The sequence below is a fragment of the Streptomyces sp. NPDC051310 genome (assembly GCF_044455245.1).
Lineage (GTDB): Bacteria > Actinomycetota > Actinomycetes > Streptomycetales > Streptomycetaceae > Streptomyces.
Map to the genome: position 1 here is coordinate 13,971 of NZ_JBITEO010000032.1, position 17,229 is coordinate 31,199.

General features: G+C 73.4%; 14 protein-coding genes. 12 read left to right on the plus strand and 2 right to left on the minus strand.

All coding sequences use genetic code 11. From position 1 onward, the window contains the following. The first annotated feature begins 15 nt into the window (after positions 1-15). From ACIA79_RS31465 to ACIA79_RS31510, 10 genes are all read left to right on the plus strand, one after another. On the plus strand, positions 16-927 hold the full coding sequence (locus ACIA79_RS31465) for a dihydrodipicolinate synthase family protein (protein WP_399431808.1): 912 nt from the start codon (positions 16-18) through the stop codon (positions 925-927). Then, positions 924-2,645: an L-arabinonate dehydratase gene (araD, locus tag ACIA79_RS31470; protein WP_399431809.1), complete on the plus strand. Its 1,722-nt coding sequence runs from the start codon at positions 924-926 to the stop codon at positions 2,643-2,645. The genes ACIA79_RS31465 and araD overlap by 4 nt, the downstream gene beginning before the upstream one ends. Positions 2,646-2,791: 146 nt before the next feature. Then, positions 2,792-3,682: a carbohydrate ABC transporter permease gene (locus ACIA79_RS31475; protein WP_399431810.1), complete on the plus strand. Its 891-nt coding sequence runs from the start codon at positions 2,792-2,794 to the stop codon at positions 3,680-3,682. After that, positions 3,679-4,596: a carbohydrate ABC transporter permease gene (locus ACIA79_RS31480; protein ID WP_399431811.1), complete on the plus strand. Its 918-nt coding sequence runs from the start codon at positions 3,679-3,681 to the stop codon at positions 4,594-4,596. The genes ACIA79_RS31475 and ACIA79_RS31480 overlap by 4 nt, the downstream gene beginning before the upstream one ends. A gap of 6 nt (positions 4,597-4,602) precedes the next feature. After that, positions 4,603-5,745, plus strand: coding sequence for a Gfo/Idh/MocA family protein (locus tag ACIA79_RS31485; RefSeq protein WP_399431812.1), 1,143 nt, complete (start codon positions 4,603-4,605; stop codon positions 5,743-5,745). Then, positions 5,742-6,578 carry a PmoA family protein gene (locus ACIA79_RS31490; protein ID WP_399431813.1) on the plus strand — a complete coding sequence of 279 codons (837 nt, stop codon included), beginning with the start codon at positions 5,742-5,744 and terminating at the stop codon, positions 6,576-6,578. The genes ACIA79_RS31485 and ACIA79_RS31490 overlap by 4 nt, the downstream gene beginning before the upstream one ends. After that, positions 6,575-8,113 (plus strand): glycoside hydrolase 43 family protein, encoded by a 1,539-nt coding sequence (locus tag ACIA79_RS31495; RefSeq protein ID WP_399431814.1) that lies wholly within the window; start codon positions 6,575-6,577, stop codon positions 8,111-8,113. Before ACIA79_RS31490 ends, ACIA79_RS31495 begins: the two co-directional genes overlap by 4 nt. A 213-nt stretch (positions 8,114-8,326) precedes the next feature. Beyond that, positions 8,327-9,670, plus strand: coding sequence for an ABC transporter substrate-binding protein (locus ACIA79_RS31500; protein WP_399431815.1), 1,344 nt, complete (start codon positions 8,327-8,329; stop codon positions 9,668-9,670). A 76-nt stretch (positions 9,671-9,746) separates the two neighbouring features. After that, positions 9,747-10,577 (plus strand): rhamnogalacturonan acetylesterase, encoded by an 831-nt coding sequence (locus tag ACIA79_RS31505; RefSeq protein ID WP_399431816.1) that lies wholly within the window; start codon positions 9,747-9,749, stop codon positions 10,575-10,577. Positions 10,578-10,588: 11 nt separating this feature from the next. Continuing rightward, positions 10,589-11,896 (plus strand): polysaccharide lyase family 1 protein, encoded by a 1,308-nt coding sequence (locus tag ACIA79_RS31510; RefSeq protein WP_399431817.1) that lies wholly within the window; start codon positions 10,589-10,591, stop codon positions 11,894-11,896. 136 nt (positions 11,897-12,032) lie between these two features. Here ACIA79_RS31510 and ACIA79_RS31515 read toward each other — a convergent pair whose 3' ends face one another. Continuing rightward, positions 12,033-12,524: a GNAT family N-acetyltransferase gene (locus ACIA79_RS31515; protein ID WP_399431818.1), complete on the minus strand. Its 492-nt coding sequence runs from the start codon at positions 12,522-12,524 to the stop codon at positions 12,033-12,035. Between the two features lie 170 nt (positions 12,525-12,694). On the opposite strand from ACIA79_RS31515, the gene ACIA79_RS31520 reads away from it, so the two are divergent. Both ACIA79_RS31520 and ACIA79_RS31525 read left to right on the plus strand, forming a co-directional pair. Continuing rightward, positions 12,695-14,884, plus strand: coding sequence for a glycoside hydrolase family 6 protein (locus ACIA79_RS31520; protein WP_399431863.1), 2,190 nt, complete (start codon positions 12,695-12,697; stop codon positions 14,882-14,884). 74 nt (positions 14,885-14,958) lie between these two features. Continuing rightward, a complete protein-coding gene (locus tag ACIA79_RS31525) occupies positions 14,959-16,014 on the plus strand; it encodes a lytic polysaccharide monooxygenase (protein WP_399431819.1) in 1,056 nt (351 codons plus the stop codon). Positions 16,015-16,072: 58 nt separating this feature from the next. Here ACIA79_RS31525 and ACIA79_RS31530 read toward each other — a convergent pair whose 3' ends face one another. Next, complete coding sequence (locus ACIA79_RS31530) at positions 16,073-17,209, minus strand: cellulose binding domain-containing protein (protein ID WP_399431820.1); 1,137 nt, start codon at positions 17,207-17,209, stop codon at positions 16,073-16,075. Positions 17,210-17,229: the final 20 nt, after the last annotated feature.

Consider the following 17,229-nt stretch of genomic DNA (forward strand, 5'->3'; position numbering starts at 1 on the left):
GAGAAGGACAGCCGCATGGACCACTCATCGCTGCGGGCGGCGCTCGCGGACGTCGTCGCGATCCCCGTGACGCCGTTCGGCGCCGACGGCGGCATCGACGAGGACACCTACCGCGCCCTGCTGCGCAGGCTCCTCGACGGCGGTGTGCGCGCCGTCACGCCGGGCGGCAACACCGGCGAGTTCTACGCCCTCACCCCCGAGGAGCGGCGCCGGGTCACCGAGCTGACGGTGCGGGTCGCCGGCGACCGCGCCGCCGTCCTCGTCGGCGTCGGACACGACCTGCCCACCGCCGTCGCCGCCGCCCGGCACGCCCGCGACACCGGTGCCGGCATGGTCATGGTCCACCAGCCCGTCCACCCGTACGTCTCGCGCGACGGCTGGATCGACTACCACCACGAGATCGCCGCCGCCGTCCCCGAACTCGGTGTGGTGCCGTACATCCGCAACCCGCTCCTCGACGGCGCCACCATCGCCCGCCTCGGCGAGCTCTGCCCCAACGTCATCGGCGTCAAGTACGCCGTGCCCGACGCCGCCCGCTTCGGCGCCGTCGCCCGGGACGCCGGGCTCGACCGCTTCGTGTGGATCGCCGGCCTCGCCGAGCTGTACGCACCCGCCTACTGGGCCATGGGCGCCACCGGCTTCACCTCCGGGCTCGTCAACGTCGCCCCGGCCGTCTCCCTCGCCCTGCGCGACGCGCTGCGCGCCGGCGACTACCGGGCCGCCGCCGGCGTGTGGGAGCGGATCCGGCCCTTCGAGGAGCTGCGCGCCGCCGACCAGTCCGCCGACAACGTGACCGTCGTCAAGGAGGCCCTGGAGGCGCTCGGCCTGTGCCGCCGCACCGTCCGGCCGCCGAGCCGCGCGCTGCCCGAGACGCGCCGGGCCGTCGTCGCCGGGATGGTCAAGGACTGGACGGAGCCGGCCGCATGAGCACCGAGGAACGGCAGCTGCGCAGTCATCGCTGGTACGGCACGGACGGGCTGCGCTCGTTCAGCCACCGCGCCCGCACCCGGCAGCTCGGCTACCTCCCCGAGGAGCACCTCGGCAAGCCGGTCATCGCGGTCCTGAACACCTGGTCCGACATCAACCCCTGCCACGTCCACCTGCGCGAGCGCGCCCAGGCCGTCAAGCGGGGCGTCTGGCAGGCCGGCGGCTTCCCGCTCGAATTCCCGGTCGCCACCCTCTCCGAGACCTTCCAGAAGCCCACGCCCATGCTCTACCGCAACCTCCTCGCCCTGGAGACGGAGGAGCTGCTGCGCTCGTACCCCGTCGACGGGGCCGTGCTGATGGGCGGCTGCGACAAGTCGACCCCCGCGCTGCTGATGGGCGCGGCCTCCGCCGACCTGCCGGCCGTCTTCGTGCCGGCCGGGCCGATGCTGCCGGGGCACTGGCGGGGTGAGGTCCTGGGGTCCGGCACGGACATGTGGAAGTACTGGGACGACAAGCGCGCCGGGCTCATCGGCGACTGCGAGATGGCCGAACTGGAGAACGGCCTGGCCCGCTCGCCCGGCCACTGCATGACCATGGGCACCGCCTCCACGCTGACGGCGGCGGCCGAGGCGCTGGGCGTCACCCTGCCGGGCGCCTCCTCCGTCCCGGCCGTCGACTCCGGGCACGAGCGGATGGCCGCGGCCAGCGGGATGCGGATCGTCGAACTGGTCCGCCGGGACCTGAAGCTGTCGGCGATCCTGACCCGGGAGGCGTACGAGGACGCCGTGACGACCGTCCTGGCGCTCGGCGGCTCCACCAACGCCGTGATCCATCTGATCGCCATGGCGGGCCGCTCCGGCGTCACGCTCACGCTGGACGACTTCGACCGGATCGCGCGGACCGTGCCCGTCCTGGCGAACGTCCGCCCCGGCGGCCGTCACCTGATGGAGGACTTCCACTTCGCGGGCGGACTGCCCGGCTTCCTCTCCCGGCTGACGGACCTGCTGCACCTGGACCGGCCGACCGTCGCCCACGCCACCTTGCGCGCACAGCTCGACGGCGCGCTCGTCCACGACGACGACGTGATCCGCCCCCGCGGCAACCCGCTCGCGGACGAGGGCGGGGTGGCCGTGCTGCGCGGCAACCTCTGTCCCGACGGCGCCGTCATCAAGCACATCGCCGCCGAGCCGCACCTGCTCAAGCACACCGGCCCCGCCGTCGTCTTCGACGACTACCGGACCATGCAGCGCACCATCGACGACCCCGCCCTCGGCATCACGCCCGACCATGTGCTGGTGCTGCGGAACGCCGGGCCCCGGGGCGGCCCCGGCATGCCGGAGTACGGCATGCTGCCCCTCCCCGCGTACCTGCTGGAGCAGGGCGTGCGGGACATGGTGCGGATCTCCGACGCGCGGATGAGCGGCACCAGTTACGGAACCTGCGTGCTGCACGTCGCGCCCGAGGCGTACGCCGGCGGGCCGCTGGCCCTGGTGCGCACCGGTGACCTCATCACCCTGGACGTCGAGGCGCGCACGCTCCGCCTGGAGGTGGACGACGCCGAGCTGGAGCGGCGCAGGGCACGCTGGACACCGCCGCCGCCCCGGTACGAACGCGGCTACGGCGCGCTCTACGAGGCACACATCACCCAGGCCGACACCGGCTGCGACTTCGCCTTCCTGGCCAGGAGCGGCGAGGTGCCGGACCCCTACGCGGGCTGACCCGCCCTTCCGGATCCGGCGGTCCTCCGGACGCCCGCGACCCACCCCGCGACCCCTGCGACCCGGCCACCGCGGCATCCCTATGTCCGGAATACCGAACGGCATCCGGAAAGCGCTTCCCCCTGTCCGATGAACGGAGACACGCCATGGCCCACGCCACGGCCGCACCACGGCGGCTGCCGTATCTGCTGATCGCGCCCGCCGGTCTGCTGATGCTGGGCTTCATCGCCTACCCGGTCCTCAGCGTCTTCTACTACAGCCTCCGGCACTACAACGTCACCAAGCCCTGGAAGAACGGCTTCGCGGGCCTGGACAACTTCACCCGCATCTTCACCGAGGACCCGCTCTTCCTGTCCACGCTCGGTTTCAGCGCCAAGTGGGTCGTCGTCCAGGTCGGGCTGCAACTCGCCCTCGGGCTGGTGCTCGCCCTGCTCGTGAACCAGACCTTCGTGGGACGGGCGCTCGCCCGGTCGCTGGTCTTCTCGCCGTGGGCCGTCTCCGGGGTCCTCACCACCACCATCTGGATGCTGCTCTACAACCCCTCCACCGGCGTGAGCCGCTACCTCGCGGACGTCGGCGTCGGCTCGTACGGCACCTCCGTGCTCTCCGACACGGGCACCGTGTTCTGGGCGGCGGTCCTTGCCGAACTCTGGCGCGGCGTCCCCTTCTTCGCGATCCTCATCCTCGCCGACCTCCAGTCCATCCCGAAGGACCTGTACGAGGCGGCGGCGGTGGACGGCGCCGGGCGGCTGCGGCAGTTCTTCCACATCACCCTGCCGCACCTGAAGGACGCCATCATCCTGTCCACGCTGCTGCGCGGCGTGTGGGAGTTCAACAACGTCGACCTGCTCTACACACTCACCGGCGGCGGCCCGGCCGGCGTCACCACGACGCTGCCCCTGATGATCGCCAACACCGGCATCGAGGGCCACGACTTCGGCTACGCCTCGGCGCTGACCACCGTCGCGTTCGTGATCCTCCTCTTCTGCTCGATCCTCTACCTGCGCCTGAGCAAATTCGGAGGCGACCGCTCATGACCGCCGCACTCGCCGAGAAGGGCACCCCCGCGCGCGTGCCCGCACCCGCGGACCGGCCCCCGGCGCCGCCCGCCCCCCGGGGCCGCTCCCGCCGCGAGCGCGCCTTCGACGACGTGCCGCGCTGGCAGATCTGGGTCCCGCTCGGGCTCTACCTGCTCTTCACGCTCGTCCCCTTCTACTGGATGCTGCTGTTCGCGCTGCGCCCCGCGGGGTCGACCTCACTGGTGCCGTGGCCGCTGACGTCCGAGCACTTCGAGAAGGTCTGGAACGAACGCAGCTTCGGGGTCTTCTTCCAGAACAGCATGACCGTGGGCCTGATCACGCTGGTGACGACGACGGTCGTCGCCCTCTCCGGCGGCTACGCGCTCGCCCGCTTCGACTTCCGCATCAAGAACGGGTTCATGCTGGCCCTGCTGTGCTCGCAGTTCATCCCGGGCGCGCTGATGCTGGTGCCGCTGTTCGAGATCTTCCGCAACCTCCGGATGATCAACTCGCTGGGCAGCGTCATCCTTGCCGAGACCGTCTTCCAGCTGCCCCTGTCGATCATCCTGATCAGCGGGTTCATCAAGAACGTGCCGGTCTCCCTGGAGGAGGCCGCCTGGGTGGACGGCTGCTCCCGCTTCCGCGCCTTCCGCGCCGTGGTGCTGCCGCTGCTGCGCCCCGGACTCATCGCGGTCGGCTCGTTCGCCTTCGTCCACAGCTGGAACCACTTCCTCTTCGCCCTGATGTTCCTCAGCGAACAGGACAAGCAGACGATCCCCGTCGGTCTCAACACCCTCATCGGCGCCGACAGCGTGGACCTGGGCGCCCTGGCGGCGGGCGGTGTCGTCGCGGCCGTGCCCGTGGTGATCGTCTTCGCCTTCATCCAGAAGTGGCTGATCACCGGCTTCAGCGCCGGCGCCGTGAAGGGCTGACCGCACATGGACACCCCCCTGCCCGTCGTGCTCGCGGGCGCCCGCGGCCACGGCCGCTGGCACCTGCGCAACATCCACCGCCTCCAGCGCGCCGGCCTGGTGCGGCTCGCGGGCATCTGCGAACTGCGCCCGCTCGACGAGCACGAGCTCGACGGCGCCGGCGACCCGCTGCAGTCCGCCGACTTCGGTGCCCTCCTGGACGCCACCGGCGCCACCGGCGGCGGCGTCGCCGTCATCTGCACCCCCATCCACACCCACACCGACCTCGCGCTCACCGCCGCCCTGCGGGGCACCCACATCCTGCTGGAGAAGCCCCCCGCCCCCTCCCTCGCCGCGTTCCGGCGCATGGCCGACGGGGTGCACCGGGCGGGAGCCGCCTGCCAGATCGGCTTCCAGTCGCTCGGCTCGCACGCCCTGCCCGCCGTCGCCCGGCTCCTGGCCGACGGTGCGGTCGGCGAGGTCACCGGCATCGGAGCCGCCGGGGCTTGGGCCCGCGACGAGGCGTACTTCCGCCGCTCCCCGTGGGCCGGGCTGCGGCGCCTGGAGGACGGCACGGAGGTCGTCGACGGGGTGCTCACCAACCCGCTCGCCCACGCCGTCGCCACCGCGCTCGCCCTGGACGGCAGCCCGCACGCGGAGGACGTCACCGCGCTCGACCTGGAGCTGGCCCGCGCCAACGACATCGAGGCCGACGACACCTCCTGCGTCCGCATCACCACGGCCCGCGGCACCCCCGTCACCGTCGCCGTCACGCTCTGCGCCGAGGAACCCGGCGAGCCGTACGTCGTGGTCCACGGCACCCGCGGCCGCATCACCCTCTGGTACAAGCAGGACCGCGTCCTCGTGCAGCGCGCCGGACACGGACCCACCGAGACCGTCCACGGCCGCACCGACCTGCTGGAGAACCTCGTCGGCCACCTCACCCGCGGCGACGACCTGCTGGTCCCGCCGCACCGCACGGGCGCCTTCATGCGGCTCGTCGAAGCCGTGCGCACCGCCCCGGAGCCCCGCCCGCTGCCCCCGGGGACCTGGTACGCCGCCCCCGGCGACAGCGGTCCGCGCCGCGTGGTGAAGGGCGTCGACGCGCTCGTCCACGCCGCCGCCGGCACCCTCTCCCTCTTCTCCGAGCTGGAGGCAGACCACCCATGACGACGGACCTCGTCCTGCGCTGCGCCGGGCGCCCGGTGGGCCGCTACCGCCACCGGCCCGCCCTGGCACCGGAGCTCTCGCCCCGCCCGTACCTCCACCCCGTCACCACCCTCGGGGGCACCCCCGTCACCGAGGAGCGGCCCGAGGACCACCGCCACCACCTGGGCGTCTCGGTCGCCGTGCCCGACGTGGCGGGCCGCAACTTCTGGGGCGGGCGCACCTTCGTACGCGGCCGGGGACCCACCCTCCTCGACAACCACGGCGAACAGCGCCACGACGAGTGGAAGCTGCGCGACCCCGACGGCTTCGTCGAGGACCTGTCCTGGCGGACCGGCGGCACCGCACTGCTGCGCGAGCGGCGCACCGTCGCCGTCACCGCCCTCACCCCCACCGCCTGGGCGCTGGACTTCACCTCCGCGCTCACCAACCCCGGCCCCGAGGAGCTCTCGATCGGGTCCCCGGCCACCAACGGCCGACCGGGCGCCGGATACGGCGGCTTCTTCTGGCGCGCCCCGAAGGGCCCCGCCGCTCCGGACGTCTTCACCGCCGGCGCGGACGGGGAGGGGGCGGTGCACGGACGCACCGCCGGCTGGCTGGCCCTGGCCGGCCCGGGCTGGACGCTCGTCTTCGCCGGAGCCACCGAGGCCACCCGCCGGGACCCCTGGTTCGTGCGCACCGCGGAGTACCCCGGCGTCGGCTCGGCGCTCGCCTGGGACACCCGGCTGCCCCTGCCGCCCGGCGGCACGGTCGTACGCCGCGTGGTGACCGTCGTCGCGGACGGCGCGCTCCAGCGGCCCGAAGCCGCCGCCCTCGTACGGAAGGCCCTGTCATGACACCGGTGTGGACGGCCGACCTCGGCGACGGCACCTACCGCAACCCCGTGCTCGCCGCCGACTGGTCCGACCCCGACGTCATCGCCGTGGGCCCCGACTACTACCTGACCGCCTCCAGCTTCGGACGCGCCCCGGGACTGCCCCTGCTGCACTCCCGCGACCTGGTCAACTGGTCGCTCGTCGGCCACGCCCTGCACCGGCTCGTCCCGGCCGCGGACTTCGCCGCGCCCCGCCACGACCGGGGCGTGTGGGCGCCGTCCCTGCGCCACGCCGACGGCCGCTTCTGGATCTTCTGGGGCGACCCGGACCACGGGATCCTCCAGGTCAGCGCCGAGCGGATACGCGGCCCCTGGAGCGAGCCGCACCTGCTGAAGGCGGGCAAGGGCCTCATCGACCCCTGCCCCCTGTGGGACGAGGAAACCGGCGAGGCGTATCTGGTGCACGCCTGGGCCAAGTCCCGCTCCGGCGTGAAGAACCGGCTCACCGGTCACCGCATGAGCCGCGACGGGCGCACCCTCCTGGACGACGGCGAGGTGATCGTCGACGGGGACCGCATCCCCGGCTGGTTCACCCTGGAGGGGCCCAAGCTGTACCGGCACGACGGCTGGTTCTGGATCCTCGCCCCGGCCGGGGGAGTGGAGACCGGCTGGCAGGGCGCCTTCCGGTCGCGCGACTTCGCCGGCCCCTACGAGGAGCGGATCGTCCTGGCGCAGGGCTCCACCGACGTCAACGGCCCCCACCAGGGCGGCTGGGTGCGCACCCCGGCGGGCGAGGACTGGTTCCTGCACTTCCAGGCCCGCGGCGCGTACGGACGGGTCGTGCACCTCCAGCCGATGGCGTGGGACGCGGACGGCTGGCCGGTGATCGGCGACGCGGGCGAGCCCGTACGCGTCCACCGCAAGCCCGCCGGGCCGCCGCAGCCCGTCGAGGCGCCCGCGGCCGACGACGCCTTCCCCGGCGGCCGGTACGGCCGCCAGTGGCAGTGGACGGCGAACCCGCGCGCCGGGTGGACCGTCGCACACGGCGGCGACGGCCTGCGCCTGGCCTGCGTCCGCACCGCGCACACCCATGACCTGCGCCTCCTTCCGCACGTGCTCACGCAGCGGCTGCCCGCCGAGACCTTCACCGCCGAGGTGTCGCTGGTCCTGGACCCCACCGGGCCCGGCGCGCGGGCGGGGCTCGCCGTGCTGGGCGACGCGTACGGCTGGATCGGGCTGGAACGGGACCCGGCGGACGGCGCGGTGCGGCTCGTGCACCGCTTCGCCGAGCCGGTCGCCGACCGGGAGCGGGACGCGGCCCACGCGCGCGTGGTCCACGCCCTGCCCGGTGGGCGGGTACGGCTGCGCGTCGGGGTCGCGCCGGGCGCCCGCTGCCGCTTCTCGTACGACGCGGGGGAGGGGTGGCGGCCGTCGGGGCCGGTCTTCGCCGCCACGCCCTGGCGCTGGGTCGGGGCACTGCTGGGCCTCTTCGCGGCGGCTCCCGAAGGACCGGGGAGCGCCGGGACGGCCACCTTCACCGACTTCCGCATCACCTGACCGCTTCCGGCACGGGCGGCATCGCGTGGCAGGACGCCCGCTTCGGCGCGTCCCGCAACCACGGCACCGCCGCCGTGGCCACCGACCGCCCCTGGAGGTCCGGCACCGAAGCCGCCCGCCACGAGGTCTCCGACCACCTCGCCGGCCCGGACGACCGGCCCGCACCGCTCCTGGAACACCGCACGCACGAGCCGAGAGAGAGAAGAGCCGACCATGAGCAACAGCCCGCACATCCACGGACGGCGCCGCACGGCGGCCGCCCTGTCCTTGGCGACGGTCCTCGCCCTCACCGCCACCGCCTGCGGTGCCGACGGCACCGGAGGCAGCGGCGCCGAGGGCTCCGGCAAGGGCACCATCACCTTCTGGGACAACAACGGCGGCGTCCGCACCGCCGTCTGGCAGGAGATCATCAAGGACTTCGAGGCCGCGAACCCCGGCATCGAGGTGACGTACGTGCCCGTCCCCAGCGAGGACGTGCAGTCCAAGTACGACACCGCCATCGCGGGCGGCGGCCTGCCGGACGTCGGCGGCGTCGGCGCCGCGTACCTCGCCAACATGGTTGCCCAGGACGCCCTGGAACCCGTCGGCGACCGCATCAAGGGATCCGCCCTCGACGGCAAGCTCGTCCCCGCCATGGTCGACTCCGTCACCTCGGCCGGCGGCCGCGCCGACGAGATGTACTCCGTCCCCACCTCCGCCAGCAACGGCACCCTCTACTACCGCACCGACCTGTTCAAGGCGGCCGGGCTGGAACCCCCCACCACCTGGGACCGGTTCTACGCGGCGGCCGAGAAGCTCACGGACGCGGGCGACAACAAGTTCGGCTACACCATCCGCGGCGGCGCCGGCTCGATCGCGCCGGCCCTGGACGCCATGTACGGGCAGTCCGGCATCACGTCCTTCTGGGAGGGCGAGAAGACCACCGTCAACGACCCGCGGAACGTGGCGGCCCTGGAGAAGTACGTCGGGCTCTACAAGCGGACGACGCCCGCCGCGGACGTCAACAACGACTTCAAGAAGATGGTCGCCCAGTTCGACACCGGCACCATCGGGATGCTCAGCCACAACCTCGGCTCCTACACCGACCATGTGAAGGCGCTGGGCAAGGAGAAGTTCGCCGGCCTGCCGAACCCGGTCGGGCCGGACGGCAAGCGCGTCCAGGTCTCCAACCCGGTGGACGGCCTCGGCCTGTTCCGCACCAGCAAGAACAAGGCCGCGGCCTGGAAGTTCATCGAGTTCGCCGCCTCCCGCGAGTCCAACAGCAAGTGGAACGAGTCGGCGGGCGCCATCCCCGCCAACAAGGAGGCGCAGTCCGACCCGTGGGTGCGGGAGGCCGAGGCGACCAGGCTGGGCGCGCAGGCGCTCACCGACGGCTCCACCACCATCGTGGAGCTGCCGTACTACCTTCCCGACTGGAACAAGATCAGCAAGGCCGACAACGAGCCGAACTTCCAGAAGGTGCTGCTCGGCCGGATGACCCCCAAGCAGTTCCTCGACACGCTCGCCGAGCAGCTCGACGCCGCCCGCGCCGAGTGGAACGAGCAGAACGCACGCTGAGCCCGCGGCCGGTGGCGGTGCCACGTCCCGCCGCCGGCCGCACCACCCCCTCCGTACGAGAGCGAGGCACCCTGCCGTGTCCCTGAGCCGCAGACAGACCGTGGCGGCGGCGCTCGCCGCCCTCCCGCTGGTGCCGGCCACCGCGGGCCGGACCGCGGCCCGTCCCCGCCGCCCGCGCACGCTCCACATCGCGGGCGACTCCACCGCCGCGCAGAAGTACGCCGACGCCGCGCCCGAGACGGGCTGGGGGATGGCCCTGCCGTTCTTCCTCACCCCGGGCACCCGCGTCGCCAACCACGCCGTCAACGGCCGCAGTTCCAAGAGCTTCATCGACGAGGGCCGCCTCACCGCCCTCCTGGAGGGGGTACGCCCCGGCGACGACCTCCTCGTCCAGTTCGGCCACAACGACCAGAAGACCGCCGACCCCGCCCGCTTCACCGAGCCCTGGACCACGTACCGGGAGCACCTGCGCCGGTACGTCACCGGGGCGCGGGAGCGCGGGGCGCGGCCCGTGCTGCTGACGTCCGTCGAGCGGCGGCGGTTCGACGCCGCGGGCCGGGCGGTGCCGACGCACGGCGAGTACCCGGCGGCCGTGCGGGAGCTGGCGCGGGAGGAGGGCGTCGCCCTCGTGGACGTCCAGGCGGCCTCCCTCGCGGAGTGGCACAGACTCGGGCCGGGGCCGTCCGAGGAGTACTTCCTGTGGCTCGAGCCCGGCGCATCGCCGAACCACCCGGACGGCGTCCGGGACAACACCCACTTCCGGCCGCGCGGCGCCATCGAGGTGGCGCGGCTGGTGACGGCGGGGCTGCTGGCCGCCGGGGTGCTGGACCCCCGCGACGTACGGCGGCTGGACGACCCGGTCCCCGCCGCATGGATCAGCTGGCCCCCACCCTCCCCCCGGACATGACAGGAGCCGCCATGCGCACCCACGCACCCCTGCTCGCGCTCGCCGGATGCACCGCCCTGGTGCTGTCGCTGACGAGCCCGGCCCGGGCCGCCGCCGGGTCCGGCGGGCCGGCCCCCCGCGACTTCGCCCGCGGGACCCTCCCGGCCGGTGACGGCTGGGGATCGGCGGGCACCGGCACGACCGGCGGTGCCGCCGCCGCGCCCGAGCACGTGTACACCGTCACCACCTGGGCCGGGTTCAAGGCCGCGCTCGCCGCCGACACCGGCGGCGCGCCGCGGATCGTCCGGGTCGTCGGCACGCTGGACGCCACCGGGGGCGGCTGCGCGGCGTTCGAGGCCGCCGGGTACGACTTCGCCCGGTACCTCGCCGACTACGACCCGGCCGTGTGGGGCCGCGACACCCCCGTCAGCGGACCGCAGGAGGACCTGCGCGCGGCCTCCGCCCGGAACCAGGCCGCCTCCGTCAAGGCGTACGTCCCCGCGCACACCACCGTCGTGGGGGCCGGACCGCACGCCGGGATCACCGGCGGCAGCCTGCAGATCCAGAACGCCGGCAACGTCATCGTCCGCAACCTGACCCTGGAGAGCCCGCTCGACTGCTTCCCGCAGTGGGATCCGACGGACGGCGCGACGGGCGCGTGGAACTCCGAGTACGACGCCATGGTGGTGCACGGATCCACCCATGTGTGGATCGACCACAACACCTTCACCGACGGCCGCCACCCCGACAGTTCGCTGCCCCGCCACTTCGGTGAGATCTATCAGCAGCACGACGGCGAGCTGGACGTCGTGCGCGGCGCGGACCACGTCACCGTCTCGTGGAACGTGTTCGCCGACCACGACAAGACACTGATGATCGGCAACAGCGACAGCGCGGCCGCCACGGACGCCGGCCGGCTCCGGGTGACGCTGCACCACAACCTCTTCACCGGGGTGGTGGAGCGCGCCCCGCGCGTGCGCTTCGGCCAGGTCGACGCGTACAACAACCACTACGTGGTGAAGAAGGACCGGCCGTACGCGTACTCCTTCGGCATCGGCCATGAATCGCGGCTGTACGCCGAGAAGAACGCGTTCACGCTGCCGGCCGGCGTCGGCGCGGGCAGGATCCTGAAGAAGTGGAAGGACGCGCCGGTGACGGCCGTGGGCAACCGCGTCAACGGCAGGCCGGTGGACCTGATCGCCGTCCACAACGCGGAGGTGCCGGAGGAGACCCTGCGGCCGGGCGCCGGGTGGACGCCGGTGCTGCGGACGCGGGTCGACGATCCGCGCGCCGTCCCCGGCCTCGTCGCCGCCCGCGCCGGAGCGGGCAGGCTTCGTTAGGGCCTCTCGTCCGGATCTCGGGTGGGGCTCGTGGCGTCCGGACACCGCACCCCGCGGCGTTGTCGTCGGTCGCCCATCCGCAGCGGCTCCCTCCTCCGCCGTGCGATGCACGGCGGAGGACGCCACTCCCCGGGCACTACGTCCCTACGTCCAGGCGCCGCCGGTACCGCACGCCGGGGCGCCCGTCGACGGTGAGGTCCTCCAGCGCGGTGAAGCCGGTGCGCCGGAGCACCGCCAGGGAGGCCGCGTTGTCGAGGGTGGTCACCGCGGTGAGCGCGCGGAGCCCGTACGCCTTGGCGGCCAGGCGGCACACCTCCCCGACGGCGGCGGTCGCGAGGCCCCGGCCGGCGGCGCGTTCGCCGATCCGGTAGCCGAGCTCGGCCGCCCCGTCCTCGACGTCCACCAGGTTGACCCGGCCCACGAGGCCGTCCCGCTCGTCCACGACGACGTGGAAGTGGCACAGGCCGCTGTCCTGCTCGGCCAGCAGACCGCGGTGGCGTGCGGCGAAGTCGGTGAAGTACGCGTCGCCGCGGTCCGGCACCGACCGGGCGAAGTACCGCCGGTTCTCCCGCTCGAAGGCGAGCAGGGCGGGCGCGTGACCGGCGCCGAGCCGTTCCAGCCGCATCATGGCATCAGCATAGGGACGACGGAGCCCGTCCACCCCTGCTTCTCCAAGCATTGTCATGTGCATTGACACGTAGGCCGGCCGCTGGTTCATTGCCTGTGTATGGGAGCGCTCCCACAGGTTCCCTCCCCTTCCCCGCACCCTTCCGGTAGGGAGATCCGCACGTGTCGCACATGACGCACCAGAGGAAGAAATCCAGGAGGCGGGCGGCCCTCGCCGGTGCCACCGCCGGCACCCTCCTGTTCGGCGCGGCCGGCCTCCTCGGCTCCGCGCCGGCGGTGGCCGCCGCCGACGCCCACGTCGACAACCCGTTCGCCGGCGCCTCCTTCTACGTCAACCCGGACTACGCCCGGCTCGTCGACGGATCCATCGCCCGGACCGGCGACGCGACGCTCAGGGCCAGGATGGAGAAGGTCAAGAGCCACCCGACGGCCGTCTGGCTGGACCGCATCGCCGCCATCCACGGCGGCGATGCCAACGCGGGCCGCAAGAGCCTCGCCGACCACCTCGACCTGGCACTGGCCCAGAAGACGCCCGGCCGGCCGATCGTCGCCACCTTCGTCGTGTACGACCTCCCGGGCCGCGACTGCGCCGCCCTCGCCTCCAACGGCGAACTGCCGCTCACCGCCGAGGGCCTGGCCCGCTACAAGAGCGAGTACATCGACGCCATCGCCGCGGTCTTCGCCGACCCGAAGTACCAGGACATCCGCATCACCACGGTCATCGAGCCGGACGGCCTGCCGAACCTCGTCACCAACCTCGCCGACCCCGAGTGCGCCCGGGCCAGGAGCAGCGGCATCCAGGTCGACGCCATCCGGTACGCCCTCAACAAGCTGCACGCCGTCCCGAACGTCTACACCTACCTGGACTTCGCCCACTCCGGCTGGCTCGGCTGGGACAACAACCTGTCCGAGACGACCCGGCTGTACACGGACGTCGTCAAGGGCACCACGGCCGGGCTGTCCGCCGTGGACGGTCTGGTCACCAACGTCTCCAACTACACACCGCTCAGCGAGCCGTTCCTCGCCGACCCGAACAGGACGGTCGGCGGGAACCCGGTCAAGTCGGGCACGTACTACCAGTGGAACCCCCACTTCGACGAGTCCGACTTCACCAAGGCGGTCCACAACGCGCTGGTCTCCCAGGGCTGGCCCGCGTCCACCGGCATGGTCGTCGACACCTCCCGCAACGGCTGGGGCGGCGCCGCCCGCCCGGCCGCCGAGTCCACGAGCACGGTCCTCGACACCTACGTCTCCCAGTCCAAGGTGGACCGCCGGACGCACCGCGGCCTGTGGTGCAACGTCAACGGCGCCGGCATCGGGCAGCCACCGCAGGCCTCGCCCCCCGGCCACCCGGACTCGCACCTCGACGCGTTCCTCTGGGTCAAGCCGCCGGGCGAGTCGGACGGCGCGAGCAAGGACATCCCGAACGAGGAGGGCAAGCGCCCGGACCCGATGTGCAACCCGGACTACACCGCGCCCAACGCGGGCAACAACCCCACCGGTGCCATGCCCGACGCGCCGCTGGCCGGGCACTGGTTCCACGACCAGTTCACGATGCTGGTCCGCAACGCCCACCCGGTGATCGGCGGCGGAGACACACCTCCCCCCACGGACACCACCGCTCCCACCGCGCCGGCCGGCCTGACCAGCACGGCGAGGACGTCGTCCACCGTCAGCCTGTCCTGGGCGGCGTCGACCGACGACGTGGGCGTGACCGGGTACGACGTGTACCGGGGCGGCACCAGGGTCAACGCCGCGCCCGTCACCGGGACGGCCTACACCGACACGGGGCTCGCGGCCTCGACCGCGTACAGCTACACCGTGCGGGCGCGCGACGCGGCGGGCAACGTGTCGGCGGCGTCCGCGGCCCTGTCCGTCACCACCGCGGCGGGCGGCGGCCCCGCGCCCGCCGGCGGGGTGAAGACCCGCGCCAAGAGCAACGACTCCTCGGCGACGGACAACGCGATCCGGCCCTCGCTCCAGGTCGTCAACACCGGCACCTCCGCACTGGACCTCGGCGCGGTGTCGCTGCGCTACTACTTCACGCGCGACGGCTCGGCGCCGGTCAACGCCTGGTGCGACTACGCGGCGGTCGGGTGCGCGCAGGTGAAACTGCGGGTGGTGCCCCTGCCGGCACCCGTCGCGGGCGCCGACGCCTACCTGGAGGTCACCTTCACGAACGGCGCACTGGCCGCGGGCCGCGACTCGGGCGACATCCAGCTGCGCATGGCCAAGGCGGACTGGTCGGCCTTCGACGAGGCCGACGACCACAGCCGGACGACGGCGACCGCGTACACCGACGCGCCCGCGATCCCCGCGTACACCGGCACCACCCTCGCCTGGGGCGCGCCCCCGGCCTGATCACCCTCCACCTCCGTCCGCCCGGCCCGGTGGGACGCGCCGGGCGGACAGCCCCCCACTGAAGGAGACACACCGTGAAGCCACGCACGATCCCCCGGTCACCGGTGCTGCTCGCCCTGCTCGCCGCGCTCCCCGCGCTGCTGCTGGTCATGGTGTCGAGCAGCCCGGCCGCCGCGCACGGCGCGATGATGCAGCCCGGCAGCCGAACGTTCCTGTGCTGGAAGGACGGGCTGACCCCGCAGGGCAACATCGACCCCAGGAACCCCGCTTGCGACGCGGCCGTCACGCAGAGCGGTGACAACGCGCTCTACAACTGGTTCTCGGTGCTCCGCTCCGACGGCGCCGGCCGGACGGCGGGCTTCATCCCGGACGGCAAGCTCTGCAGCGGCGGCAACCCGGCCTACAGCGGCTTCGACCTGCCCCGTGCGGAGTGGCCGCTGACCCATCTGACCTCGGGCGGCCGGCTGGACTTCTCGTACAACGCCTGGGCCGCGCACCCGGGCTGGTTCCACCTCTACGTCACCAAGGACGGCTACGACCCGGCGCGGCCGCTGCGCTGGGACGACCTGGAGGCCCAGCCGTTCCTGACGGTCGACCACCCCCGGGTCACGGGCCCCGTGGGCTCGGTGGAGGGCCGGTACACGTGGACGGCCACGCTGCCCGCCGGCAAGACGGGCCGCCACGTCATCTACTCGGTGTGGCAGCGCTCGGACAGCCAGGAGACCTTCTACGGCTGCTCCGACGTGGTCTTCGACGGGGGCAACGGAGAGGTGACGGGCGTCGGCGACACGGGCGGCACGCCCGGGCCCACCCCCACACCCACCGGTAGCTGCTCCGCCGCCCAGCGCACGGTCGGCACCTGGAACGGCGGCTACCAGGCCGAGGTGACCGTCAGGAACACGGGCACGGCCCCCATCCCGTCGTGGATGGTCCACGCCACCCTGCCGGACGGCCACCGCATCGACTCCCTCTGGAACGGCACCCTCGGCGGCAGCGGGACGGCGGTCACCGTGTCCGGCGCCGCCTGGAACGGCTCCCTGGCGCCGGGGGCCACGACCACCTACGGCTTCACCGCCACGGGCGGCGCCCCGCCCGCGACCCCGCAGCTGAGCTGCATGGTCCACCACTGAGGCCATGAAGCGGCCGGCCGTACCCACGGGGGGACGGCCGGCCGTGTCGTGCGTGGTGTCACGCCACCGCGCAGGGTGTGCCGTTGAGGCTGAACCGCGTGGGCTCGGCGAAGGTGCCCGCGTACGTTCCCTGGAACCCGAAGGACTGGCTGCCGCCCGGGGCGATCCGGGGGTTGGACGGGGTGCCGGTCGCGGTCACGGCGCCGGAGGCCGGGGTGAGGGCCGCGTTCCAGGCGTGGGTGACGGTCTGGCCGGCCGGGAGGGTGAAGGCGGCCTTCCAGCCGTCGACGGGCGCCCTACCGGTGTTGGTGAGCGTCACGTTCGCGGTGAAGCCGCCGGGCCAGACGTTCGGGGTGTACGTGACCTCGCAGGCCGTCGGCGGGGCCGGATCCGGACCGGGGCCCGGGCCGGTGCCGTCCGTGACGACGGTGGAGGAGAAGGAGCCCACGCGCAGCCCGGCACCGTGTTGCCACGGCTCGAAGCCGGCCTGGATGCTGGTGACGTACCACGACGGCTGCGCCAGCCCGCGGGCGACGGCCTGGTCGACGAAGTCCATCACGTCGAAGCTCCAGCTCGTGATCGCCGAGGGGGCGACGAACGAGAGGACGTCGTTGGCGCCGTTGTTGCCGGTCCACACCTCCCAGTCCCGTCCGGCGACCGTCGCCGAACCGGTCCTGGAGCCCACCGGGTTGACGGGCCCGGCGCGGTGGAACCAGATCATGATCTCGGTGCGGTTCACGCCGTCCGTGCGGGGCGTGGGGTCCAGCCAGATGTCGTACGAGGCGTTGTAGACGGCGCCGGTGACGTACCCGTACGAGACGCTCGTCGGCGCGCCGGTGATGGCGCCGACGCGCTCCGGCAGGGCGGTGCCGGGGGAGCAGCGCGTGTAGTGGCACCCGTGGACGACGGAGGGGTACGACTTGGGCGGGCCGTCGGTTGGTACGGAGCCGTCCGCCCGGGTGAGCTCGAACCCGGTGGCGGTCGCGTTGACGCACTGCGTCCCGCTGCTGCCCCAGCGGTTGTTCTGCACCAGGTAGCGGCCCTGGACGACCGTGGTGCCGTACGGCTCGCAGAGGAGGGTGTCGGCCTGCGCCGCGGGCGCCGCCGCGGCGAGGGCGGTCAGCGGGCCGAGCGCCAGGACGGCCGCGGCGGCGGTGGCGCGCAAGGAGCGGAGGCGGCGGAGGAGAGGTCTCATGGGGGTTCCTTCGCGGTGGC